The organism is Rahnella sp. NRRL B-41462 (assembly GCF_003263525.1).
GTDB classification, from domain to species: Bacteria; Pseudomonadota; Gammaproteobacteria; order Enterobacterales; family Enterobacteriaceae; genus Rahnella; species Rahnella aceris.
Genome location: NZ_JYDF01000045.1, coordinates 1 through 23104, shown reverse-complemented (window position 1 = coordinate 23104; position 23104 = coordinate 1). Strand labels below are relative to the sequence as shown.

Here is a 23104-nt window from a genome sequence, read left to right as displayed (position 1 = left end):
TATATCAGTGCGTTAAAACCAGATTCTGGCTCCCGCCAGGAATACTACCTGATGGTCTTTCTCACCTTCTCTTTTCGCCATATCGGATGTTTTCCCGTAAAGTTGATTCCAGGAAACGCCTATATAGGGTGCAAACTCACGGCGTATTTCATAGCGCAGCCGGAGCCCCAGCTCTGTGTCAGTCAGTCCCCTGCCGCGACCCCGCGATTCATCATCCTGACTGTAGAAATTCACCTCATAGGATGGCTGGAGTATGAGCCGGTTAGTCAGTAAAACGTCGTATTCTCCTCCCAGACGAAGGGCTGCTTTTCCGCCATTACTGACAAAACCCGTAATTTCAGACTCAAAATTATAGAGTGCCAGCCCCTGGAAACCGACAGCAGCCCAGGTCCGGGCAGAAGCAGGTCTGAAATCCTGCCTGACACCCGCAACCAAATCCCACCATGGGCCAACCGCATGTCCCCAGAGTAACTGCGCTTCAGCCGCCTCCGTTTCCCCATTGCTTCGTTCACCTTCACTCTTTAGCCAAATCCGATCTGTGTCGCCTCCAATCCAGCTGTTAACACTCCAGCTGAAATTGTTGGTGTTATCCGACCGTTGCCATTCCAGTTGATCCAGCAGAACCAGATAATTAATCGCACTGTCGTGAATCGCATGCCCCTGTAAATTGCCGAATGCAGCCTTCCGGTCGGCATCGGTAACAGGCGGAATTGGCGTTCTGCTCTCAGTTACAATGGGCTCCATTGACGTCATCTCAGTGAAATTCTCATCTGCTGGCATCTGCATGGCAGACATGTCGTGCCCGGCGTGGGGATCTGCAGAGACGGAGCCCGCCGCAATAGAAAGCTGTGAGGTAAACAAACCGGCGACCAGAACAGGTATGGCCTTCAAATTTCTCTTCATTCGCATCATTCCTCCACCCGGACTTCACGAAACATTCCCATTTCCATGTGATAGAGCAAATGGCAGTGATACGCCCAGCGGCCAAGCGCATCTGCTGTCACTCTGTAACTGCGTTTTGTACCAGGGGGAACATCTATTGTGTGTTTACGAACCATGAAATTACCGTTTTCATCTTCCAGATCGCTCCACATACCATGCAGGTGAATGGGGTGAGTCATCATGGTATCGTTGATCAGCGTGATCCTGAGCCGCTCACCGTATTTCAGCAGCACCGGTGCGGCATCTGAAAACTTGATCCCGTTAAATGACCAGGCAAACTTTTCCATGTGGCCGGTTAAATGCAGTTCTATGGTACGGCCAGGTTCACGTCCGTCAGGATCCTCAAAGCGGCTTTTCAAATCCGCGTACGTGAGAACCTTTCTTCCGTTATTTCGAAGACCAATACCCGGATCATTTAATTTCGGAGAGACGCTCATCGCCTGCATATCAACCAGTGGGTTATCCGTTTCTGACGCAGGATGACTTTGCATACCCGGCATTCCGGCCATCCGGGAATGATCCATACCGGCCATGCTGCTGTGATCCATGGGCGCGGAGGATGTCCCGCTATCCGGAAGGTCAGCACCGTCCATAGACATCATCTCTCCGCTGTTATCCATGCCTCCCATCTGGCTGTGGTCCATTCCTGCCATATCATGTCCCATTCCCCCCATACCCATATCTTCCATGGTCAACAGAGGACGGGGATCGAGGGGGGGAACGGCAGCACTTAACCCCTCTCTCGTGGCCAGTGTCCCTCGAGCGTAACCGGTCCTGTCCATGGATTGTGCGAAGATGGTATAGGCCTCACCCTGAGGCTCCACAATGACATCATAGGTTTCGGCAACGGCAATCCTGAATTCGTCAACGGTAACCGGGTTTACATACTGGCCATCTGCAGCCACGACCGTCATTTTCAGCCCGGGGATACGGATATCGAAATAGGTCATTGCCGAGCCGTTGATAAACCGTAAGCGTATCTTTTCACCGGGACGGAACAGTCCGGTCCAGTTTTTCAGCGGGGCCTGCCCGTTCATGAGATAGGTGTAGGTGTAGCCACTGACATCCGCGAGGTCAGTCGGATTCATTTTCATTTCAGCCCACATTTTCCGATCGGCAATGGTGGCTGACAGCCCCCTGGTATTCACGTCGCGGAAAAAAGAGCCAACGGTTGGTTTATTGAAATTGTAGTAATCCGACTGTTTTTTTAATTTTTTCAGCAGGCTGTGAGGATTTTCATCGGTCCAGTCAGACAACATGACCACATGCTCACGATCGTAAGCAAACGGTTCTGGCTCCCTGGCATCGATGATAATGGCACCGTATACCCCCTCCTGTTCCTGCAGACCGGAATGGCTGTGGTACCAGTAAGTCCCGTTCTGCTTAACCTTAAAGGTGTAAACGTAGGTATCATCAGGCTCTATGCCCATAAAACTCAGCCCCGGAACACCATCCATATTGGCCGGAAGAATAATGCCGTGCCAGTGAATGGACGTCTGTTCATTAAGACGGTTTTTGACCTTCAGGGTAATGGTGTCACCTTCTTTCCAGCGAAGAACGGGCCCCGGCAGGCCTCCATTGATTGTTTTGGCCTGACGCTCACTGCCCGTGATATTGACGGCCGTTTCACCAATGGTCAGGTCAAACTGAGTACCCTGCAGGGATGCGGCAACTGGCAGGCTCAGACTGGAACGCGCATTGAAACTCCATACGCCAAGACTTCCGGCTACGCCAGAGAGGGTTAACCCCTTCAGGAAAGTTCGTCGAGACGTTTTCAACAGCATGCGCATTCCCTTATTTAAAGTATGGTTACTGACAGAATTCGAGAACCGATTTAAATTAAATTACTGGTTCATCCACTTACAATGAAATGAAGCTAGCACACCTTAAGAAACAAATTCATTACAATCGTGTAATGTACATAGCTGTATTACATTTACGTCATCTTCCCCACAGGTTGATTATTTTTATATATGATCATAAGGACATCTTTTATGTACCTCAGAAGGTAATTACACATGAATATATTAATCACGACCACTGCGTTTACAGCTTTATTTTGTGGGGCAGCTTTTGCTCAGTCCAGTGATATTGCCCATGAAGCACATCGATTTGTTAATAATGCCTCAGCCGTCAGTCATGTGAATTCCTCGACGCATGAAAATTTGCCGGACAGGATTAATAAAAACAGCACGCCCTCATTCTCTGAAATGAATGAACATGAAAGGGCCATTGTTGCTCATTCATTTATGAACAACAGCGCGTCCTATGCACATCAGAAAATGATTGAGGAACATAAAAAAATGCTGTCCGAGAGTGGTGAAAATTCAAAGACCTTCTCTTCTTCTTTTAACGAACTGAATGCCGGAGAGAAAGCCGCCCTCGTGCATGAGCAGGTCAATAATGCCGGTGCGGAAGCTCATCAGACGCAGGCAAGAAAGCTTCGCGGCCTGTATTCGTCCAGGTAACTGCAGGCGGGTTAGTGCTTAGCGTCAGGTGCGCAGCAGGGCTTTACTGACGGGTTACGTAGCAGGACATGAGCCCCATATTGCTCTGCCGTAACCTGTTTCAGTCCCGTTAATCATCACCGTCGGGCTGGTCATACAGTTCCCAGAGCTTCAGGAGCAAACGGGAAACAAGATATGTTACAAAAATGACGACCATCAACGGTGCTCCCGATTAACTGACAGATGACACGCCTCCTGAAAACCCCTAGCATACGCCGCAGTGTTCATGCTAACGGCGAATTCCAGTAAATGTATTCTACCGATGTCGTAAAAGAAAATGCCTACCTTTCAGCCACCCGCTCGGGGCTGGAATCGAACGAGATCGCTACTCTTCAGCGCTCCTTGCCTTCCCGGTTTAATCTGCGGCATTTGAAAAAAAATGAATCATTAAAACTCGTACTGCAAAAGAAAGCGGGAAAATCACGTGTCGTGGCCTATAAATTTACGTCCGGTTCATTTAATTACACGGCGTATCGTATATCAGATAAAAAGTTCTATAACCTTTCCGATACTTCCGGGAAAGGCAGTCTCGATTATCCGTTACCGGCCACAGCAAGACTCAGTTCGCCTTTCAATCCTGCAAGACTTAACCCGGTATCGGGAAAAGTGAGTCCCCATAATGGCATTGATTATTCCATGCCCATGAACACGAAAATAGTCAGCGTCATCGACGGAAAAATCACCCGGGCCGAATACAACAGTACCATGGGATATTTTGTTGAAGTAACGGGAAAAGCCGGTGTTAAAACTCGCTATCTCCACCTCAATAAAATACTCGTTACTAAAGGGGCCAGGGTTACACGGGGAGGTGCTATTGCGTTATCCGGTAACAGCGGACGTTCATCCGGTCCTCATCTGCATTACGAGCTGGTCATCAATAACAACCCTGTTAACTCTCTGGCGTTCCGGGCAGCGGCACCCGCTGATAACAAACTCGAACAGCATGCCTTTGCGCATGTCAGAGACTACGAACGATACCTGGACTGATAACGGGACCGCGACGCGGCCCCGTCTGCCGGATTAATTTTTTTTATCGTTTTCACTTCCGTGATGTTGATGATCTCCATGCCCTCCGTGGCCGTGGAAAAGATGCATTAGCGGGCAGACCAGCAATAACAGATATGGCCAGTAACCTGCCACATGTGACCAGTGTTCGCGCAGGAGGGCAAATGCCGTGATCGCGGCGACAGAAATAAGCGCATAGGTGGTACTTTTCATACTGGACTCCTTCTGTTCGTAACTGACCCTTCACTCAGTGTTATTTCCCGAGCCTGACACTTTTCAGACGCAACGCATTCACAATGACGCTGACGGAGGAAAGAGCCATGGCCGCCGCCGCAATAACTGGCGACAGCAGTATTCCATACACAGGATAAAGCAGACCTGCAGCCACAGGCACGCCAAGTGCGTTGTAGATAAATGCAAAAAACAGATTCTGCCGGATATTTTTCATGGTGATCTCTGACAGATGACGGGCCCTGTTCAGTATCATCAGGTCGCCTTTGAGAAGGGTGACTCCGGCACTTTCAATTGCGACATCAGTACCCGTTCCCATGGCTATGCCCACGTCAGCCGCAGCCAGCGCCGGGGCATCATTTACACCGTCTCCGGCCATCGCGACTACATGGCCAGACGCTTTCAGTCGGGTTATAACTGTTTTTTTGCCGTCCGGCAGGATCCCGGCTTCAACCTCATCTATTCCCAGCTTCCGTGCGACAGCTTCAGCTGTAAGCTGGTTATCCCCGGTGAGCATAACTATGCGGATCCCCGCCTGACGCAGAGCTTTAAGCGCATCCGGCGTGGTTGCTTTCACGGGATCCGAGATAGCTATCAGGCCAGCAAGATGCCCGTCTGTGGCCACATAGATAACGGTAGCGCCTTCCATCCGCAACGTATCCGCAACGGCCTTTTGATTATCAATAACGATACTGTTTTCCTGCATAGCCAGTTCATTACCGATAACAACCCGTTGACCTTCGACATCGCCTGAGACACCTTTACCCGACGGCGCATCGAAATGAGTGACTGCGGGTATTGCGATCCCCTTTTCCTGTGCTGCTTTAACAACTGCCATACCCAGCGGATGCTGCGAGCCTTTTTCCACTGCGGCCGTTACACGCAAAAGAGATGTTTCCCCACCCGGATTGAGACTGATAATCCCTGTCACCGTAGGTGAACCTTCCGTGAGCGTGCCTGTTTTGTCGACAACCAGCGTGTCCACTTTTTCAAGACGCTCCAGGGCTTCGGCATTCCTGATTAACACCCCGGCCTGGGCTCCTTTGCCCACCCCCACCATTATCGACATCGGCGTGGCCAGCCCCAGCGCGCAGGGACAGGCAATAATCAGGACCGACACAGCCGCAATGAGACCGTGCGCCATCCTGGGCTCGGGCCCCCAGACAGACCAGATCACGAAAGCAACAACCGCGATAAGTATCACCAGAGGAACAAACCAGCCTGAAACGCTGTCAGCCATTCTCTGGATGGGGGCACGCGAACGCTGTGCATCAGCGACCATCTGAACAATTCGTGAGAGCATCGTTTCATCACCGACTTTCTCTGCACGGATGATAAGACTACCTGTCTGATTAATCGTCCCCCCAATGGCAGGGTCACCCTCCGTTTTGGTAACCGGCATAGACTCCCCGGTCACCATCGATTCATCAACGGTTGTTTTGCCTTCGATCACGATACCGTCGACCGGAATACTCTCTCCAGGTCTGATGCGGAGCTTATCGCCAGGCAGGACATCTTCCGCATTAATATCCGTTTCATGACCGTCATGATCCAGCCGCCTGGCGGTTTTGGGGGCAAGATTCAGAAGCGCAGTAATGGCACCTGAGGTTTGTTCCCGCGCCCGCAGCTCAAGAACCTGTCCCAGCAGAACAAGCACTGTAATAACTGCTGCGGCTTCAAAATAAACGGCCACCAGGCCATCCATGTTTCTGAACGATGCAGGAAACCAGGAGGGGAAGACGGTTGCAATGACGCTGTACACCCAGGCTACGCCGGTCCCCATTGCAACAAGGGTAAACATATTCAGGGAGCGGTTACGTAACGACATTCCGGCCCGGGCGAAGAATGGCCAGCCACACCACAACACGACAGGAGAGGCCAGAAGCAGCTGCAGCCATGTGTTGTACTGTGGCGGTACTGTATTCCTCAAGGCGGGAAACAGATGAGATCCCATTTCGAGTACCAGAACCGGAAACGCCAGCAACAACCCCAGCCAGAAGCGTCTTGTCATGTCGCGAAGTTCATCACTCGGCCCCGTGGATGCCGTGGCTACAAGCGGCTCCAGTGCCATTCCACAGACAGGACAGCTTCCGGGACCACTACGGCGTATCTCCGGGTGCATCGGACATGTCCACACACCTTCAGAATTCTCTTTTTCCGCCTGGTGGTGAGGCTGTTTTATCTGATCAGGGCTGACTTCGTGATAATCGTGGTGATGGTGTTGGGAATGTTCACTGGCATCTTCGGTAAGATACCGATCGGGATGGGCTTTAAATTTGCTCTCACAGCTGGCGGAGCAGAAATAAAGCTGATGGTCCTGGTATCGAATGCTGCTGTGCGCCCTGTCGGGCAGGATGGCCATCCCGCACACGGGATCTTTCACCTTATGCACTACGTGACTCTCGTCCGGGGATAATGTCTGCTCAGAAGCAGTCTGATTGTTGTGCTGCACTGCATTGTCATTTTTCACAGTAACTCTCCTTATGCATACCTGAAGCATCTTCTGTCTTCAGGGTATGTCATGGATGCGATTACCACGAATGTCGCCGGCACAGGAGTGCCTGCTACCGGCGTCCCGTTATCAGCCGTTCCGCTGACTATTCGATTCGCTGGAAGACTTTTTTACTTCCATCCGGTGAGAATGCGATAACATCGTAAGCCTCTTTTCGGGCTCCCATCTCCATTCCAGGACTTCCTGCTGGCATACCGGGGGTGGCGAGACCGTATATACCCGAACCAGACTGCATTGCCTTATGTATCGTTGTCGCAGGCACATGGCCTTCAATGATCAAATTACCGGCAACCGCGGTATGACAACTTCGTAGTCCTGCAGGAATAGCATGCTTTTCTTTCAGGGCTGACAGCGCCTGATCATTCATGACGTGAGTTCGTACTTCAAACCCGTCTTTTTCCATCGCTTTGCCCCACAGGGAACAACAGCCACAGTTTTCAGATTTGTACATATCAATCACTTTTTCACTCGCCATCGCGGGCAGTGAAAGGCCGAGAGCCAGCGCCATCAGAACCACTTTTTTCATACTCACCTCTGTATATTATCGATTTAAACCCTGACGTCAGGGTGAATCAGTAAAGAAGGACACCCACAGGGGGTGCCCTTTCAGGTTCAGGACACGCTTTTTTTATGTCTGCGCAGCCAGATTAATTTGTAGGCGGCAGGAATAATGAACAGGGACAGCAGCGGAGCCGTGATCATCCCACCAATCATGGGTGCCGCGATACGGCTCATGACTTCTGAACCTGCACCAGTTCCCCAGAGTATTGGCAGCAGACCCGCAATGATCACCGCCACGGTCATGGCTTTCGGCCGGACACGTAGTACGGCACCATGATAGAGGGCTTCATCAAGGCCTTCCGGTGTGAACGTCTCTTTACGGGACAATTCCGGGTGCGCTTCAATCGCATGACGCAGATACATCAGCATGACCACGCCAAACTCTGCTGCCACCCCGGCCAGAGCGATAAACCCGGTTCCGGTCGCCACTGACATATGGAAGCCCTGCCAGTACAGGAACCATATCCCGCCAACCAGGGCAAACGGCAGGCTCATCAGGATCAACAGGGCTTCATCAACCCTGCGGAATGCCAGATATAACAGGATGAAGATGATCATCACCGTCATCGGCACCATCAGCTTCAGTTTCTTGTTGGCATGCTCAAGCAGTTCAAACTGTCCGGAGAATGACACGCTGGTACCCGGTCTCAGTTTCACTTTCTGACCGATCGCCGTTTTAATGTCATTAACCACTGACACCATATCCCTGCCGCGCGCGTCAATGTAAATCCAGCTGCTGGACGGGCATTTTCCGTTTTCAGCATAGTCGGCCCTGAAACGACCTTGATATCCGCAACATCGCCCAGTGTGATCTGCTGCTTCATCGGGGTCAGGATCGGCATCTGTTTCAGCGCCTGTGGACTGTTACGGTAATCCTGCGGATAGCGGATATTAATCGGGTACCGGGCCACGCCTTCCACCGTTTCCCCTACCGTCGCACCGCCGATGGCTGATGAAATGAACAGCTGCACATCGCCCACCGTCATTCCGTAGCGGGAGGCTTTTTCCCGGTTGATATCGATATCGATGTAGCGCCCACCCTCAAGTCGCTCAGCCAGGGCAGACACCACGCCCGGTACCGTTTTGGCTACCGCTTCAATACTCTGCGCCGTCGCATCGATATCGGACAGAACCGTTCCGGACACCTTGATACCTATCGGGCTTTTGATCCCGGTTGAGAGCATATCAATACGGTTACGGATTGGCGGCACCCAGAGGTTTGCCAGCCCCGGTAACCGGACGGTCCTGTCGAGTTCTTCAATAATCTTGTCAATGGTCATGCCTGGACGCCACTGATCCTCAGGTTTGAGCTGGATCGTGGTTTCAACCATTTCGAGCGGTGCGGAATCCGTTGCGGTCTCTGCTTTACCGGTCTTGCCAAATACAGAGGCCACTTCAGGAACGCTTTTGATTAACTTGTCCGTCGTCTGCAGGAGCGCTGCAGCTTCAGCCGGAGAGACACCCGGCAGGGTCGACGGCATATACAACAGGTCGCCCTCGTTAATCTTCGGCAGAAACTCACCGCCCACCTGGCTCAGTGGCCAGATAACGGTGAAAATGGACAAGGCCGCAACCAGCAGGGTTGTTTTTGGCCAGTGGAGAACCCGCAACAGCAATGGATGATACGCTTTGATCAGTACCCGGTTCAGGGGGTTACTGGTCTCTGCAGGAATTTTCCCCCGGATCCAGAATCCCATCAGAATCGGAATGACGATGATGGCCAGCGCGGCCGCGCCCGCCATGGAGTACGTTTTCGTGAATGCCAGCGGGCCAAACAGACGTCCTTCCTGACCTTCCAGGGTAAAGATAGGAATAAAGGACAGGGTGATGATCAGCAGGCTGATAAACAGTGCGGGTCCCACTTCAACGGAGGCGTCGGTAATCACCTTCCAGCGGGTGGCGTTGTCAATCTGCTCACCCGGATGCTGATGATCCCACTCCTCAAGCCGCTTATGCGCATTCTCAATCATCACAATGGCGGCATCCACCATCGCACCGACGGCAATCGCTATCCCTCCCAGCGACATGATATTGGCGTTCAGTCCCTGGAAGTGCATGACGATAAAGGCGATACACAGGCCAAGCGGCAGAGAGATAATCGCCACGAGGGCAGAACGTACGTGCCACAGGAACAGGGCACAGACGATGGCCACCACGATAAACTCTTCCAGAAGTTTGGAACTGAGGTTATCAATCGCCCGGTCGATTAACTGGCTGCGATCATAGGTGGTCACGATTTCAACGCCTTCCGGCAGGCTGGCCTTCAGCGTCTCAAGTTTATCCCTCACTGCCGTGATAACGTCGCGTGCATTTTTACCCGACCGCAGGATCACCACGCCGCCAGCGACTTCGCCCTGGCCGTTCAGCTCGGCAATACCACGCCGCATTTCAGGCCCGGTCTGCACGCGGGCAACATCCCGCAGATAAACCGGCACGCCGTTCTCGCCGGTTTTCAGGACGATGTTATTAAAATCATCAATGCTCTGAAGATAACCGCTGGCACGGACCATATACTCCGCTTCTGCAATTTCAACGGATGAGCCACCGGCCTCCTGGTTAGACAATTCAAGGGCCTGTTTCACTTCGGGCAGGCTGATACCATACTGAGACAGTTTTACCGGATTGACCTGAATCTGGTACTGTTTCACCACGCCGCCAACCGAAGCGACCTCAGCCACGTTCGGGATGGTTTTCAGCTCAAATTTCAGGAACCAGTCCTGCAGAGAGCGCAGTTCCGAAAGGTCGTGTTTTCCGCTGCGATCGACCAGAGCATATTCAAAAATCCAGCCCACGCCCGTGGCATCAGGACCGATTTCAGAACTCACACCGGCAGGCAGTTTTCCCTGAACCTGATTCAGGTACTCCAGCACGCGAGAGCGAGCCCAGTACAGATCGGTGCCGTCTTCAAAAATGACATACACATACGAATCACCGAACTGTGAAAAACCGCGCACGGTTTTTGCGCCAGGCACGGACAGCATGGTGGTGGTAAGCGGATAGGTGACCTGGTTTTCAACGATCTGCGGGGCCTGGCCGGGATAGCTGGTTTTGATAATGACCTGCACATCTGACAGGTCAGGCAAGGCATCGACCGGCGTGTTAATAATCGTCCATGTGCCCCAGATGCTGAGAAACAGGGCCCCCATCATGACCAGGAAACGGTTGGCGACAGAGCGCCGGATAATCCATTCAATCATCGTCGTCTCCTCAGTGCCCTGAATGCGTATTTACAGGCTGGTCAGACATTGCTGGCATACTGCTTTCTGTTTTTTCAGGGTGGCGCATACGTTCCAGTGCGCCCGTAATATTGGCTTCAGAGTCAATGAGGAACAGGCCACTGACCACCACGGTATCGCCTTCATTCAGGCCGGAGCCGATGCCGGACTGTTGCTGTGATTCATGCAGAACGTGGATCTGTTTCGGCACAAACTTGCCTTCATCATCAACAGTAATCACGCGCTGTTCTTTGCCGGTATCGATAACGGCCTGGCTTGGTATCAGCAGCATCTCCTGGCTCCTGGTATTCAGTTTCAGATAGGCATTCATGCCCGGCTTGAGAAACTCATCCTTATTAGAAACCTGGAGACGGACCTGAAGCGTACGGGTTGTCTGATCCACGCTGGGAAGAATGTTCCATTTTTCGACATGGAATGTTTTATCCGGATAAGCCGGTACCGAAATTTCAAACTGCGACGTATCTTTCAGCAGATAGGCGATAGATTCTGGCACTGCAGCGCTGATCCAGACCGGATCCATTCCCTGAATCTGAGCCACCACCTTATCTTTCGAAATATTCATGCCGGTGCGCAGGTCAAATGCAGTAATGACGCCATCAATAGGTGCTTTAATGGTAAAACGGGTCTGGATGGTGCGGGTTGAACGCAGCCTTTGAATATCCTCTTCCGGCATACCAGCCAGACGAAGTCGCTCCAGAACCCCTTTTATCTGGGTTGGCGTACCGCCTGTACCGGATAACAGCAGGAACTCACTTTGTGCCTCAACCCATTCAGGAATGGTGATATCGATAAGCGGAGTGCCTTTCTTCACATGATCGCCAATCGTCAGGGGATACACTTTTTCGACGAAACCGTCAGAACGCGCCTGCACAATGACAAACTGATACTCGTTGTAACTGACATTAGCCGGGATTGTCTGAGAATAATTCAGCATTCCTCGCGTGACTTTTTGCGTTTTTAATCCCAGATTCTGAACCTGGGTTGGGTCGATACGGATCCCGCCACTGCTTTTATCGCCACTTTCATCAGCATATTTTGGCACCAGGTCCATATCCATAAAGGGCGATTTTCCGGGTTTATCAAATTTGGTATCCGGTTTCATCGGGTCATACCAGAAAAGTACCTTTTTCTCCGGTGCCTTTTGTTCTGTTTGTACTGTTTTTTGTGATGAGTTTACATACTGCCAGGCAGTAACCGATATCAGCCCTCCTGCTATGAGGCTGCTGATAATTATTGCAGCATATTTTATCTTTAAAGAAGCCATACAATTTCTCGCTGAAAAATCAAAACACCTGGCATATGCGCCCGATCATTCATTCACAGTAATCCCTTAATGAATGTTCAGGCGCACTGGATGTATTCGCTCCGGACTGTTAATCAGGATTGCGTCACGTTAATGCTTTTGAGTAAGGAGATATTGCCCTGCTGAATAAACGAGAAATCGACATGGTTGCCGGTTTTCAGGGCATTGATAGCGTCGTCTGCATTAACAAAAGTGAAGCGCATGGTCATTGCAGGCCAGCCCACCGCAGGGATTGCTTCGTGCGAAATGGTGATTTTTTTACTATTCATATCAATGTCTTTAACGATACCTGTGCCCTTGATAACCTGCTGTACCGAAGCATCACTGGCAGCATTCATATCGCCATGCTGATGTGTTTCAGCATGAAGACCGGCAGAAAACATGACAGAGAAGGCACCAAATAAAACGGCTTTAAGTGAATTACGCATTTTTTAATTTCCTGATTAATTAAATAAATTTACTCTACCCAACCGCCACCCAGCGCGGTAAACAGATTAATTTCGTTAACCTGTCGGGAATAGGTAAGATCGAGAATGGTTTGCTGCGTAGCGAAGAGGGAACGTTCTGCATCCAGCACTTCGATGTAACTGACAGCACCACTTGCATACAATCCTCTGGCACGCTGGAGAGTTATCTGAAGTGAATCAAGATAACGCTGCTGAGACTCAAGTTGCTGGCTAAGGCTGTCGCGCAGCGCAAGCGTGTCGGAAACATCCTTAAAGGCTGACTGAATTTTTTGTTCGTAATTAACCACCGACTGTTGCTGGCGAATTTCAGCCAGCTTCAGATTGGCTTTATTCCTGCCAGCATTAAATATAGGAATTTCAATTTTAGGGATAAAATTCCACATTCCACTTCCTGACGTAAACAGGCTGGACAGCTCCGTACTGCTTGCGGAAAGACCACTGGTCAGGGTAATGGAGGGGAAAAACGCCGCTCGCGCTGCGCCAATATTGGCATCAGCCGCTTTCAGCTGGTATTCCGCTTCCATAATATCCGGGCGCTGCAGCAAAATTTGTGAAGACAGATTTGGTGGCAATTTTACTGGGGCTATCTCCCCGCCTTTCATCCCTTTTTCTGACGGAAGTGCGCGGTACGTTCCCAGCACCAGTTGCAGGGCATTGTTTGCCTGAGCCAGATCGCCTTCTCGTTTGGCTATTTCGGCGCGGGTACTTTCAATTTGTCCTCTCGCCTGTTCAAGTGCCAGAACGTTCGTACTCCCGGTCACGAGCTGTTGCTCAACGAAAGCATAGGACTGTTGATAATTTTTCAGCGTTTCCCGCGCAATACGGAGTTGTTCGTACGCCAGTTGCTGGCTGAAATAGCTTTGTGAAACGCTGGATACCAGCAGGATGTGTACGGCCCGACGGGCTTCTTCGCTGGCAAAGTAGTTCTGGCGATCAGCGTCACTCATGTTCTTAAGTTTGCCGAAAAAATCGAGCTCGTAGCTGAGTTCCAGACCCGCGTCGTACTCCTGTGTGGACGGCTTGTCGCCTTTCAGGCCACCGCTGTATGTGATCCCGGATGAGGCATTCAGCTGGGGATAACGATCTGCATCCGTGACGTTGAACTGGGCCCGGGCCTCTTCAACCTTCAGGGCAGCCATTCTCAAATCACGGTTATTATTCAGGGCTTCAGTAATCAGCCGTGTAACCTGGGGATCGACAAAAAAGTTACGCCAGCCCGTATCCTGATAACCATTCACTGCTGGCGTCAGGCTGTTTCGGGACAGTGAAAACTGCTGGGGTACCGGTGCTGCCGGGCGCTGATATTCAGGGGCCAGAGAGACACAACCGGCCAGGATGAATATCGTGCTAATGCTGAGTAATTTTAATTTGAACATAACGCTTCTCGTCCAGGCAGACCTGGTAAATGGTTCAAATGAAGTCCAGAGTATTGATAGGGGTACTTTACCGAACGCTCTCTGTTTGCCGGGTGACAGGATAATGACAATGTTGTCATTTTTGCTGTAATCCGTTGATAACGATCGTGGGCGCAATAGAATGACCATAGCAGCCAGCCGGGGAGCAAGATGAAAATATTGATCGTCGAAGACGAAATTAAAACAGGTGAATATCTCAGCAAGGGGCTTACAGAGGCAGGATTCGTGGTGGATCACGCTGATAATGGTCTTACCGGGTATCATCTCGCCATGACCGCCGAGTATGATTTAGTCATTCTGGACATCATGCTGCCTGATGTGAACGGCTGGGATATCATCCGCATGCTGCGCTCGGCCGGAAAGGGGATGCCGGTCTTACTGCTGACGGCCCTTGGCACGATTGAACACAGGGTTAAAGGACTGGAGCTGGGGGCGGACGATTATCTGGTTAAACCCTTTGCGTTTGCCGAACTGCTCGCCCGGGTAAGGACCCTTCTGAGGCGAGGAAACACGATGATCACGGAGAGCCAGTTTAAAGTGGCTGACCTCCTGGTTGATCTCGTCTCCAGAAAAGTCAGTCGCGCCGGAAACCGCATTGTGCTCACCAGTAAAGAGTTCAGCCTGCTGGAGTTCTTCATTCGCCATCAGGGGGAAGTGCTCCCCCGCTCCCTGATTGCCTCTCAGGTCTGGGACATGAATTTTGACAGCGACACAAACGCGATTGATGTCGCAGTAAAGCGACTTCGCGCGAAAATAGACAACGATTACGAGACAAAGCTGATCCAGACAGTCCGGGGCGTGGGCTATATGCTGGAGGTCCCGGATGCATAGCAAACCTTCCAGGCGCCCTTTCTCACTCGCTCTGCGGCTGACCTTTTTTATCAGCCTGTCCACGATACTGGCTTTTAGCGCCTTCACCTGGTTTATGCTGCATTCTGTTGAAAATCATTTTGCCGAGCAGGATGTCAGCGATCTTCAACAAATCAGCACCACACTGAACCGTATACTGCAGTCCCCGGCGGATCCGGATGAAAAAAAAGTAAGCAAAATAAAGGAGTCGATTGCCAGCTACCGCAACGTTGCCCTTTTGCTCCTCAATCCCAGGGGGGAAGTGCTCTTTAGTTCAGCGCAGGGGGCGGCACTACGCCCGGCCGTGAATTCAGCAGATTTTAGCGAGCACAGCCGCGCACGGGATGTCTTTCTCTGGACGGTAGAGGATCCTGCGAGACCGATGGATACCGGATCAGAAATGAAGATGGAAACATACCGGATTATCGCCTCCTCTGGCCAGGCGATATTTCAGGGCAAACAGCAGAACTATGTCATGCTGACTGGCCTCTCCATTAATTTCCATCTCCATTACCTCGATGCGCTGAAAAAAAATCTGATTGCGATCGCCGTTGTAATAAGTCTGCTGATTGTTCTTATTATTCGCATCGCGGTCCGCCAGGGACATCTTCCCCTGCGTAATGTCAGCAATGCTATTAAAAACATCACCTCCGAGAATCTTGATGCGCGGCTGGAACCGACACGCGTTCCCATTGAGCTGGAGCAGCTGGTTATCTCGTTCAATCACATGATTGGAAAGATTGAGGATGTTTTTACCCGCCAGGCCAATTTCTCTGCCGATATCGCGCACGAGATCAGAACCCCCATCACCAATCTGGTGACGCAGACTGAGATCGCACTGAGTAAGGACCGAACGCAGAAGGAGCTCGAGGATGTCCTCTATTCCAGTCTTGAAGAGTATAACCGGATGACTAAAATGGTCAGCGACATGCTTTTCCTGGCGCAGGCGGACAATAATCAGCTGATACCTGACAGGGTTCGGTTTGATCTCAGAGTGGAAGTCATGAAAGTCTTCGAGTTTTTCGAAGCCTGGGCCGAAGAACGCAATATCACGCTCAAATTTAACGGGATGCCCTGTCTGGTTGAAGGTGATCCACAAATGTTCAGAAGAGCGATCAATAATCTGCTTTCCAATGCCCTGCGTTATACCCCGGAAGGACAGGCAATCACCGTCTCAATAAGAGAGCAAGAGAGCTTTTTTGACCTTGTGATTGAAAATCCAGGGAAACCGATCCCTGAAGAACATTTATCAAGGCTGTTTGACCGTTTTTATCGGGTGGATCCATCCAGACAACGAAAAGGAGAAGGCAGCGGCATCGGCCTTGCGATTGTGAAGTCAATCGTGGAAGCACATCACGGAAGAGTGCAGGTGGAATCAGACGTACGCTCCACGCGTTTTATCTTATCCGTGCCCAGACTGGAGAAAATGATCCCGGAAACCCAATGCTGAAAATAAAGATGTAAATGACAAAGATGTCATTAGCCTGTCATGCAGCAAACAGAAGCCATTCGATATAATTAGTGCAACTTATCAGGAAGGCTGGATTGCTTCATCAATACCCGGCGTCAGAGTACGCCAGGAAATGAATATCCAGCCCTCTTCCGGAGAAATAAACGCTGCCGAACTTGTTTCAGTTATGGAACTGAAAACACCGGTTGTACTTCCCCGGACATCACTAATTCAGAAATGGAGAGTTATCATGAAAAATATCGTATTAGCATCTTTGCTGGGCTTTGGTTTAATTTCATCGGCCTGGGCCACTGAAACCGTGAATATCCATGATCGCGTCAACAATGCACAGGCTCCTGCTCACCAGATGCAGTCTGCTGCGGCTCCTGTCGGGATCCAGGGGACTGCTCCTCGTATGACCGGTATGGACCAGCATGAACAGGCCATTATTGCTCATGAAACCATGACGAACGGCTCGGCGGATGCGCACCAGAAAATGGTGGAAAGTCATCAGAAGATGATGGGAAATAACACGGTATCCACGACCGTCCCGTCAACGTCTTACGCGGCGATGAATGAGCATGAAAGAGCAGCGGTTGCCCATGAATTCATGAATAACGGGCAATCCGGCCCACATCAGGCCATGGCCGAAGCGCACCGCCGCATGATCAATGCAGGCTGAATGCGACGGTAGTATCCGTGCTGTTACCTTTTCCCTGATAGATTATTCCTTTACCGGATTTGTTGCTTCTTTTTGCCCCCGCCAGGGGGCTTTTTTAACTGACTCAGCTACAATTTACCGGTACCTACCTGAAAGGAATTTTTATATGAAAATCAGAAACAGCCTTTTTGTTATATTAATGTTATCCCTGCCCGCCATTTCCGCCGAACATTCGGACATGAAAATGTCTGATATGTCCTCATCGGTATCGTCACAGGAATATATGGCAGGCATGAAAGACATGCATGCCAAAATGATGGCCGCCGTTAATGAGTCCGATCCCGACAAGGCGTTTGCAAAAGGTATGGTTGCTCACCATGAAGGGGCAATCGCCATGGCTGAGACCGAACTTAAATACGGAAAAGATCCCGAAATGAGAAAGCTTGCGCAGGACATCATAAAAGCTCAGAAAGGTGAAATTGAGCACATGAATAAATGGCTCGACAGCCAAAAATAATATTTGTATTACCGCTTCTGTAAGCGTATTTTTACATCACTCCCGAGATCGGGACCCTGTTAAACGTAAAATAATGAAACTCCGATTAATTTCGGGGTTTCATTTTAATATTAAAGCAACATCAGATTCCGACTGTGATTCTAAGCATCCTTTATTAGTTTTGCATACGCGAATAACGGTCATTCTTGATACACCTGCCAGTCGCGCCGTTTCATTTATGGATTTACCGTTATGTAGCCGTAAAGTTGTTATTAACTCGTGTTTTGCCATATCAGGTTGCCGTCCGGCATATTTCCCTTCCTGTCTGGCTTTTTCTACACCTTCTTTCTGTCGTCGGCGACGATCCTCATAATCTTTACGAGCGATAGCGGCCAACATATCGAGCATCATACAATTGACAGCCCTAAGCATACTTCGTGTAAAGTTGTCTGAAGCCGCATGAGTAAGAGCTATATGACTGGTTGGAAGGTCAAGACTGATAACTGACAAGTCCTTCTCAAGCATTCTACGCTTCAGTGTGTCCCAGTCTTCATCGCTAAGACGCGACAACCTATCGACCTGCTCTATCAATATCACATCCCCTGACTCCATATCAGAAAGCATACGGGTAAGCTCAGGACGGTCAAGCGAGGCTCCAGAGGCATTCTCAACATACCAACCGGCAATACGTTGTCCATGATGAGTTGCAAATTCCTTCAGCCTGTTTTTTGCGCGAAGAGCGTCTTGCTCAATTGTAGATGCCCGAAGATAAGCATAAATGTACATTTTCTCACCACTGGTAACTTTTAAATGGTAACAATTATAGGGGTACCTTTTAAATGGTATCATAACAGGATTTTCGAATTTAGTTAGATAGTATCATTAAGGGATACTTATATATCACTATTGTTTGAATAGTTACTAAGATTAAAGTAACTACCATTACGGTATCAAAATGAGTTCTTTTTGGGATGTTGTAATTCTTTTTTGTTTTTGTAATTCTCTTATTGATTTATCAATAAAATGACAATATTGTATTTCAATGTTTCTAAGCTAGTGAATAACTCCCATAAGGTTCCTTATGAATGAACGTATTTCCATACCTGATAACGGGACCGAACATACGATTGCGGTTTCGGTCAAAGGGGTAAGAGCCTCAGTCAGCCAAGCACTCGAAGAAGTCTCGGCCAGTAGAGGAACAAATAAATCTGCCCTGATGCGTGAGCTGATAAACGGTCCGATGAGCAGTATCATTAAAGTGTTCTGCTTGAAAAGTCCTCTGGTTACCTCATTAGATCAGGAGCTTGCAGCTATTTCCAATTGCACAATGGTGTCTGCATGGTATGACAATGGAGCAAGTACACTAGCTGACCGTGCTTATGTAGGCATTCTTAATATAAATAATGAGAATGATTTACGTGACATTCTGTTGCGTAATACTCCTTATTTGCGGATTCGTGCCCAGCAGGCTTTGGTACCAAGTGTACCCATGCTGTATGGTGTTTCCTTATATTTTGCCCTGTTTACGGAAATAGCAGGCCGTGATGATGCAACAATTGAAGCTGCTTGGGCTGATATATTTAGTCGATGGGGAACTTGGTATCGACGTCAGGATTACTATCGTCAGATTAACGAGATCCGTGCGGCCATGAATCGTACGGACGCTACCTTTCTTACCGAGGCACACGCTGAAGGTTACTATAGCCGTGTAGCGATATTCCGCCCTGATGGGTACGGTTATGGTGCCTTTCAGGTAACTATGATTTTAGATCAGTCTAGAACTGCAACGCTACCAGAAGAACTTTTCAGTAAACTAGCATTTCCTTTCTTCACTGGCCGGATCATGTCTCCAGACATGGGATTTGGCGAAGCCACTTGGCATAATAATAACTGGACTCTAGGATTTAGTTTTCGAGAGGGGACTTGCGCACTGCATCTTTACTCTTGTGGTGTAGCGGAACATGAAAACCCCGTGTCGCTGAGTGAAGTGGCTCGAGGATTGGCGGATTTAGTGGACGAGAAGGTGCGGGGATGGATCGGAGGGTCTGCGCGTTAGTTATTTTAAAGGAAAAGCCGCCCTAGACGGCGGCTTTGATAAAATATGGCTCAGAACCTCCCCGGGATAGAACCACAGACAGAAGGGAGAGCCGTTTTTTTCGGTGGCACCCGCTGTTGACAGCAGATGTCTTAAATTTAGATGGTGTCAATCATAGCTCACTACACAGTAGAGATCCATATTTATGCGCATAGACCGCCGCCTTGCCCGGGAAGGGTTGACGGATAGCCAGCTGTTCTTTATCGAATGCTGGGCTAATTTCTGCCACAAAAACAGCCCGGATACTGACCGGGTTGGCTATAGCAATGCGTTAAGTACCGTTCAAGAGCTGCTTTTTTTGTACGGCATGGAGGATCGTTTTCACGCCGATAAGAAACGCCGGCGAGTAGTGTTAGAGCTTCTTGATATTCTCGAACAGGACAATGTCCTAAAAAGCGACCTATTTATTGATACGGTCTCACAGCTAATCAGTCTCCTACCTCGCGACCAGTTGGATGATTCCACCCGAAGCCCCGTTGAAAAACGCCCTCGTCTAATCCGTAGCCTGTGTAGTCAGTTGGCAAATATCTCTGAAAGTCACTATGTCACACAAGCGCTTGCTCTTTTGGAACAACAGCTGTTCACTCATCAGATGTTGGGTACTGAGGAAGCGTTAAGAATCTACTCACTGACAAACAATATTATGAGCATACTGCTAACCAGGGGAATGACGCTCACTGAATGTTACCTTTTATATATTAATATATTCCGTAACCGTGTGGTTGATGAGCCAGACGCTTTCCGTACTGCATTCGATTCCTTTCGTCAGAAGCTGGTGACTCCTACAGAAGAAGTGACAGTGCGCATGTTCATTGTCAGCGAGAAGCTTTACTCCCTCCTTATTACCCATGGCCCATTTCTGCATTTTAACGGTTGTCTATTTAGACCATTAGAAGATAACCGCATGCGTTTTTTATCCGTAGATATCCCCGTTTGCTCCATGTCCGATGCATCCGCTCGTAACATGGCTGGGCAAATGCTGCGTGAATCGTTAGACGTAATCGCTTACATGGCCGGAAAGGGAGATATAACTATACAGAAGCAGTTTGTAATTGTCCGAGGGGAGGAGGAAACGGAAGTGCCTCGCTTCGATAATGAGATTGAGGCAAATGCTGACCGATTAACCGATGAAGAATTTACTCAATTCATGGTGGCTATGAGCGGGCTATTTGCAGGTACTCCAGATGCGTCACGTAAGAAGATAAGCTCCGCATTTCGATTCTTTCGCAATGGTATTGAGAATCCAGGCCAAGAAAGTCGCTTCACCGCATATTGGTCAGCGCTTGAGTCCTTGACTTTGGGTGTTGCACCAGGCACCCCTTCACATGATGAGCACGTGATAAGCGTTGTGGGGCCTTGCATGGTACTTGATTACATTGTGAAACAACTTTTTTCCCTTCGTCAGGTTCTCCATTTTCTGCATCGGGGCCCTGAAAACCCTTTACGCGAACCGGGAGTTGCTTCACTTACACTGGGAGAATTATTTGTACTGTTGAAAGATCCGGTTCGGGCTAACGATTTATTGGCAGATCTGGAGGGCTACCCTTACGTCAAGTACAGCGTCGGCAAATTAGCGGAAATATGTGCATCGCCTGAGAAAATGGAGAAAAAGTTGTCTGGCCACTTAGATAAGGTCACTCGGCACCTACATCGATTGTATCTCCTACGGAATACCATCGTGCACAACGCGGGGACAAGTCCCCATATAGAACTCCTAACGGTAAATCTTGAGCATTATCTGCGAGCAACTATCAGTGCTCTGTTCCATATTGTCGTAATTCATCCAACAGTCAGTACAGCCGAGGAAGCGTTTACCCGTTGCCAGTTTACTGCTGATTCTGTTTTTAAAGAACTGAATCCACTCTGGGGAATAACAGAAAGAAAAGCTATTGCTGCGATTCAGAAACAACTGGATGATAGAGATATATCTAGGAGTGACACACGTCTTATCAAATGGTTGAATGCACACCATTGATAGTTCTGTGCCAGTAATTACAACTCTACCAATCTTGAATAACTGGAATCATTCTTATTAAGAGGGATTTCTGCGTGAAAGGTTCTTAATGGAATAAATTGGATCTACTTCTTCATAGCCCTATGACCAGGCTGGCCAACAGAAGCGCACTGTAATGGTCTAATCATTTCGGACACTTTGTTAGAGATATAATGAGCAACGCTAACGAGGTGAGAATGCGAAGAAAAACGTTTACCCATGAGTTCAAGCAGGAATGTGTCAATTTGGTTCTGCAGCATAAGTACCCGGTGACCCAGGCTGCTGAAACGATGAATATAGGCCTTTCAACATTACAACGCTGGTTACGCCAATATCGCGGAGAAGTGAGGGGAGATACTCCCATCGCAACCGCGATCACGTCTGAACAACGACGAATACAGGAACTTGAAAAGCAGGTACGTCAGTTGCAAAGCGACAATGACCTGTTAAAAAAGGCTTCAGCCTTCTTCGCCATGGAAATGAACAACGACAAAAAGTCGCGTTGAAGCTGAAGAAGGCCGGGGCAAACATCCAGCAAGTATGTCGATGCCTGTCGCTCACGCGCAGCGTATTTTACGCCCGGAGCCGGCGGCCAGCCCTCAGAGCAAATGTTCTGATCCTTCATGCGGCGGCTAAGCATGTTCATGCTGAAATGGATGCGACGTATGGCAGTCGGCGCATGTGTATTGAGCTGCGTGAACAGGGTTTTAACGTTGGCCGATACCGTGTCCGTCAGATAATGAAGACCCTGATGCTGGTTGCGAAGCGTCCCGGACGTCATCGCTATCCACGTGGTGGTAAACCGGCTGTAGTGGCGGCTAATCTGTTGAATCGACAGTTTAATCCAGAGACATTAAATACCTGGTGGTCAGGTGATATCACCTATCTTCGTACCGCTCAGGGCTGGTTATATCTGGCTATTGTCATGGACTTATGTTCAAGAAAAATAGTGAGTTGGGCCTTCTCGGACAAACCGGATAGCGCCCTGACTATCCGGGCATTACGACTGGCGGTTAATAAACGACGGCCAACAGGCCCAGTCGTATTCCATAGCGATCAAGGTGCTCAGTATACCAGCGCCCAGTTCCAGTCCTGCCAACAGGAACTTGGTGTGACGGGCAGTATGAGCCGCAAGGGTAACTGTCTGGATAATGCCGTAACGGAGAGGTTCTTCCGCAGCCTGAAAGCAGAGAGAGTTAACTACCGTCGCTATGAAACCCGAAGTCAGGGCATTGCGGACGTTATCGATTATATCGACAGTTTTTATAATCTGAAGCGTCGGCATTACCGGCTGGGCAATATATCGCCGAATGAATATGAACGCCGATTACAACAATGTGCCTAAATCCGTGTCCGGTTTTAGTTGACCATATATGGACGC

19 protein-coding genes and 1 pseudogene are annotated in these 23104 nt (G+C 49.6%); 10 read left to right on the top strand and 10 right to left on the bottom strand.

Annotation, left to right across the window (positions count from 1 at the left end):
• Nucleotides 1-12 precede the first annotated feature (12 nt).
• Nucleotides 13-903: a copper resistance outer membrane transporter PcoB gene (gene pcoB / locus UC14_RS12150; protein WP_001378118.1), complete on the bottom strand. Its 891-nt coding sequence runs from the start codon at nucleotides 901-903 to the stop codon at nucleotides 13-15.
• A gap of 5 nt (nucleotides 904-908) precedes the next feature.
• Entirely contained in the window at nucleotides 909-2726 is a 1818-nt protein-coding gene (gene pcoA, locus UC14_RS12145; RefSeq protein WP_000925242.1) for a multicopper oxidase PcoA, read from the bottom strand.
• 234 nt (nucleotides 2727-2960) lie between these two features.
• Here pcoA and UC14_RS12140 point away from each other — a divergent pair, with 234 nt between their 5' ends.
• Nucleotides 2961-3410, top strand: a complete 450-nt coding sequence (locus UC14_RS12140; protein ID WP_112197756.1) for a copper resistance protein — start codon at nucleotides 2961-2963, stop codon at nucleotides 3408-3410.
• Nucleotides 3411-3698: 288 nt separating this feature from the next.
• Nucleotides 3699-4436, top strand: a complete 738-nt coding sequence (locus UC14_RS12135; RefSeq protein WP_000287502.1) for a peptidoglycan DD-metalloendopeptidase family protein — start codon at nucleotides 3699-3701, stop codon at nucleotides 4434-4436.
• Nucleotides 4437-4469: 33 nt separating this feature from the next.
• Here the strand turns inward: UC14_RS12135 and UC14_RS12130 are convergent, their stop codons facing one another.
• The 7 genes and pseudogenes from UC14_RS12130 to silC form a co-directional block, all read right to left on the bottom strand.
• On the bottom strand, nucleotides 4470-4667 hold the full coding sequence (locus UC14_RS12130) for a DUF2933 domain-containing protein (RefSeq protein WP_112197755.1): 198 nt from the start codon (nucleotides 4665-4667) through the stop codon (nucleotides 4470-4472).
• A 40-nt stretch (nucleotides 4668-4707) separates the two neighbouring features.
• Nucleotides 4708-7185, bottom strand: a complete 2478-nt coding sequence (gene silP / locus UC14_RS12125) for an Ag(+)-translocating P-type ATPase SilP (RefSeq protein ID WP_157962097.1) — start codon at nucleotides 7183-7185, stop codon at nucleotides 4708-4710.
• A gap of 97 nt (nucleotides 7186-7282) precedes the next feature.
• Nucleotides 7283-7723, bottom strand: a complete 441-nt coding sequence (locus UC14_RS12120; protein ID WP_000758228.1) for a DUF411 domain-containing protein — start codon at nucleotides 7721-7723, stop codon at nucleotides 7283-7285.
• Between the two features lie 86 nt (nucleotides 7724-7809).
• Nucleotides 7810-10955: pseudogene (gene silA / locus UC14_RS12115) on the bottom strand (Cu(+)/Ag(+) efflux RND transporter permease subunit SilA).
• A 10-nt stretch (nucleotides 10956-10965) separates the two neighbouring features.
• On the bottom strand, nucleotides 10966-12258 hold the full coding sequence (silB, locus tag UC14_RS12110) for a Cu(+)/Ag(+) efflux RND transporter periplasmic adaptor subunit SilB (protein WP_112197753.1): 1293 nt from the start codon (nucleotides 12256-12258) through the stop codon (nucleotides 10966-10968).
• A gap of 113 nt (nucleotides 12259-12371) precedes the next feature.
• The gene (locus tag UC14_RS12105; protein ID WP_001246152.1) at nucleotides 12372-12725 is read right to left on the bottom strand and encodes a Cu(+)/Ag(+) efflux RND transporter periplasmic metallochaperone SilF; all 354 of its coding nucleotides are present in this window, start codon (nucleotides 12723-12725) and stop codon (nucleotides 12372-12374) included.
• A 29-nt stretch (nucleotides 12726-12754) separates the two neighbouring features.
• Nucleotides 12755-14140, bottom strand: a complete 1386-nt coding sequence (gene silC, locus UC14_RS12100; protein ID WP_112197752.1) for a Cu(+)/Ag(+) efflux RND transporter outer membrane channel SilC — start codon at nucleotides 14138-14140, stop codon at nucleotides 12755-12757.
• 189 nt (nucleotides 14141-14329) lie between these two features.
• Here silC and silR point away from each other — a divergent pair, with 189 nt between their 5' ends.
• The 4 genes from silR (at nucleotide 14330) to UC14_RS12080 (ending at nucleotide 17656) form a co-directional block, all read left to right on the top strand.
• Nucleotides 14330-15010: a copper/silver response regulator transcription factor SilR gene (gene silR / locus UC14_RS12095; protein ID WP_112197751.1), complete on the top strand. Its 681-nt coding sequence runs from the start codon at nucleotides 14330-14332 to the stop codon at nucleotides 15008-15010.
• The gene (gene silS, locus UC14_RS12090; protein ID WP_112197750.1) at nucleotides 15003-16478 is read left to right on the top strand and encodes a copper/silver sensor histidine kinase SilS; all 1476 of its coding nucleotides are present in this window, start codon (nucleotides 15003-15005) and stop codon (nucleotides 16476-16478) included. The genes silR and silS overlap by 8 nt, the downstream gene beginning before the upstream one ends.
• A gap of 250 nt (nucleotides 16479-16728) precedes the next feature.
• A complete protein-coding gene (gene silE, locus UC14_RS12085; protein WP_000790483.1) occupies nucleotides 16729-17160 on the top strand; it encodes a silver-binding protein SilE in 432 nt (143 codons plus the stop codon).
• A gap of 145 nt (nucleotides 17161-17305) precedes the next feature.
• On the top strand, nucleotides 17306-17656 hold the full coding sequence (locus tag UC14_RS12080; RefSeq protein ID WP_112197749.1) for a DUF305 domain-containing protein: 351 nt from the start codon (nucleotides 17306-17308) through the stop codon (nucleotides 17654-17656).
• Nucleotides 17657-17755: 99 nt separating this feature from the next.
• Here the strand turns inward: UC14_RS12080 and UC14_RS12075 are convergent, their stop codons facing one another.
• The gene (locus UC14_RS12075; protein WP_039187491.1) at nucleotides 17756-18421 is read right to left on the bottom strand and encodes a recombinase family protein; all 666 of its coding nucleotides are present in this window, start codon (nucleotides 18419-18421) and stop codon (nucleotides 17756-17758) included.
• Nucleotides 18422-18716: 295 nt separating this feature from the next.
• Here UC14_RS12075 and UC14_RS26865 point away from each other — a divergent pair, with 295 nt between their 5' ends.
• The 4 genes from UC14_RS26865 to UC14_RS12055 all read left to right on the top strand — a co-directional run bounded on the left by UC14_RS26865 (nucleotide 18717) and on the right by UC14_RS12055 (nucleotide 23068).
• Nucleotides 18717-19691, top strand: coding sequence for a hypothetical protein (locus tag UC14_RS26865; RefSeq protein ID WP_198670066.1), 975 nt, complete (start codon nucleotides 18717-18719; stop codon nucleotides 19689-19691).
• A 184-nt stretch (nucleotides 19692-19875) separates the two neighbouring features.
• Nucleotides 19876-21705 carry a hypothetical protein gene (locus tag UC14_RS12065; RefSeq protein ID WP_112197748.1) on the top strand — a complete coding sequence of 610 codons (1830 nt, stop codon included), beginning with the start codon at nucleotides 19876-19878 and terminating at the stop codon, nucleotides 21703-21705.
• A gap of 191 nt (nucleotides 21706-21896) precedes the next feature.
• On the top strand, nucleotides 21897-22229 hold the full coding sequence (locus UC14_RS12060; protein WP_112197747.1) for a transposase: 333 nt from the start codon (nucleotides 21897-21899) through the stop codon (nucleotides 22227-22229).
• Nucleotides 22226-23068, top strand: coding sequence for an IS3 family transposase (locus tag UC14_RS12055; protein ID WP_112197746.1), 843 nt, complete (start codon nucleotides 22226-22228; stop codon nucleotides 23066-23068). Before UC14_RS12060 ends, UC14_RS12055 begins: the two co-directional genes overlap by 4 nt.
• Nucleotides 23069-23104: the final 36 nt, after the last annotated feature.

Coding starts and splice junctions, on each gene's coding strand:
- pcoB (WP_001378118.1), bottom strand. CDS start 903: ATGAAGAGAAATTTGAAGGCCATACCTGTTCTGGTCGCCGGTTTGTTT.
- pcoA (WP_000925242.1), bottom strand. CDS start 2,726: ATGCTGTTGAAAACGTCTCGACGAACTTTCCTGAAGGGGTTAACCCTC.
- UC14_RS12140 (WP_112197756.1), top strand. CDS start 2,961: ATGAATATATTAATCACGACCACTGCGTTTACAGCTTTATTTTGTGGG.
- UC14_RS12135 (WP_000287502.1), top strand. CDS start 3,699: ATGTATTCTACCGATGTCGTAAAAGAAAATGCCTACCTTTCAGCCACC.
- UC14_RS12130 (WP_112197755.1), bottom strand. CDS start 4,667: ATGAAAAGTACCACCTATGCGCTTATTTCTGTCGCCGCGATCACGGCA.
- silP (WP_157962097.1), bottom strand. CDS start 7,185: ATGCTTCAGGTATGCATAAGGAGAGTTACTGTGAAAAATGACAATGCA.
- UC14_RS12120 (WP_000758228.1), bottom strand. CDS start 7,723: ATGAAAAAAGTGGTTCTGATGGCGCTGGCTCTCGGCCTTTCACTGCCC.
- silB (WP_112197753.1), bottom strand. CDS start 12,258: ATGGCTTCTTTAAAGATAAAATATGCTGCAATAATTATCAGCAGCCTC.
- UC14_RS12105 (WP_001246152.1), bottom strand. CDS start 12,725: ATGCGTAATTCACTTAAAGCCGTTTTATTTGGTGCCTTCTCTGTCATG.
- silC (WP_112197752.1), bottom strand. CDS start 14,140: ATGTTCAAATTAAAATTACTCAGCATTAGCACGATATTCATCCTGGCC.
- silR (WP_112197751.1), top strand. CDS start 14,330: ATGAAAATATTGATCGTCGAAGACGAAATTAAAACAGGTGAATATCTC.
- silS (WP_112197750.1), top strand. CDS start 15,003: ATGCATAGCAAACCTTCCAGGCGCCCTTTCTCACTCGCTCTGCGGCTG.
- silE (WP_000790483.1), top strand. CDS start 16,729: ATGAAAAATATCGTATTAGCATCTTTGCTGGGCTTTGGTTTAATTTCA.
- UC14_RS12080 (WP_112197749.1), top strand. CDS start 17,306: ATGAAAATCAGAAACAGCCTTTTTGTTATATTAATGTTATCCCTGCCC.
- UC14_RS12075 (WP_039187491.1), bottom strand. CDS start 18,421: ATGTACATTTATGCTTATCTTCGGGCATCTACAATTGAGCAAGACGCT.
- UC14_RS26865 (WP_198670066.1), top strand. CDS start 18,717: ATGAATGAACGTATTTCCATACCTGATAACGGGACCGAACATACGATT.
- UC14_RS12065 (WP_112197748.1), top strand. CDS start 19,876: ATGCGCATAGACCGCCGCCTTGCCCGGGAAGGGTTGACGGATAGCCAG.
- UC14_RS12060 (WP_112197747.1), top strand. CDS start 21,897: ATGAGCAACGCTAACGAGGTGAGAATGCGAAGAAAAACGTTTACCCAT.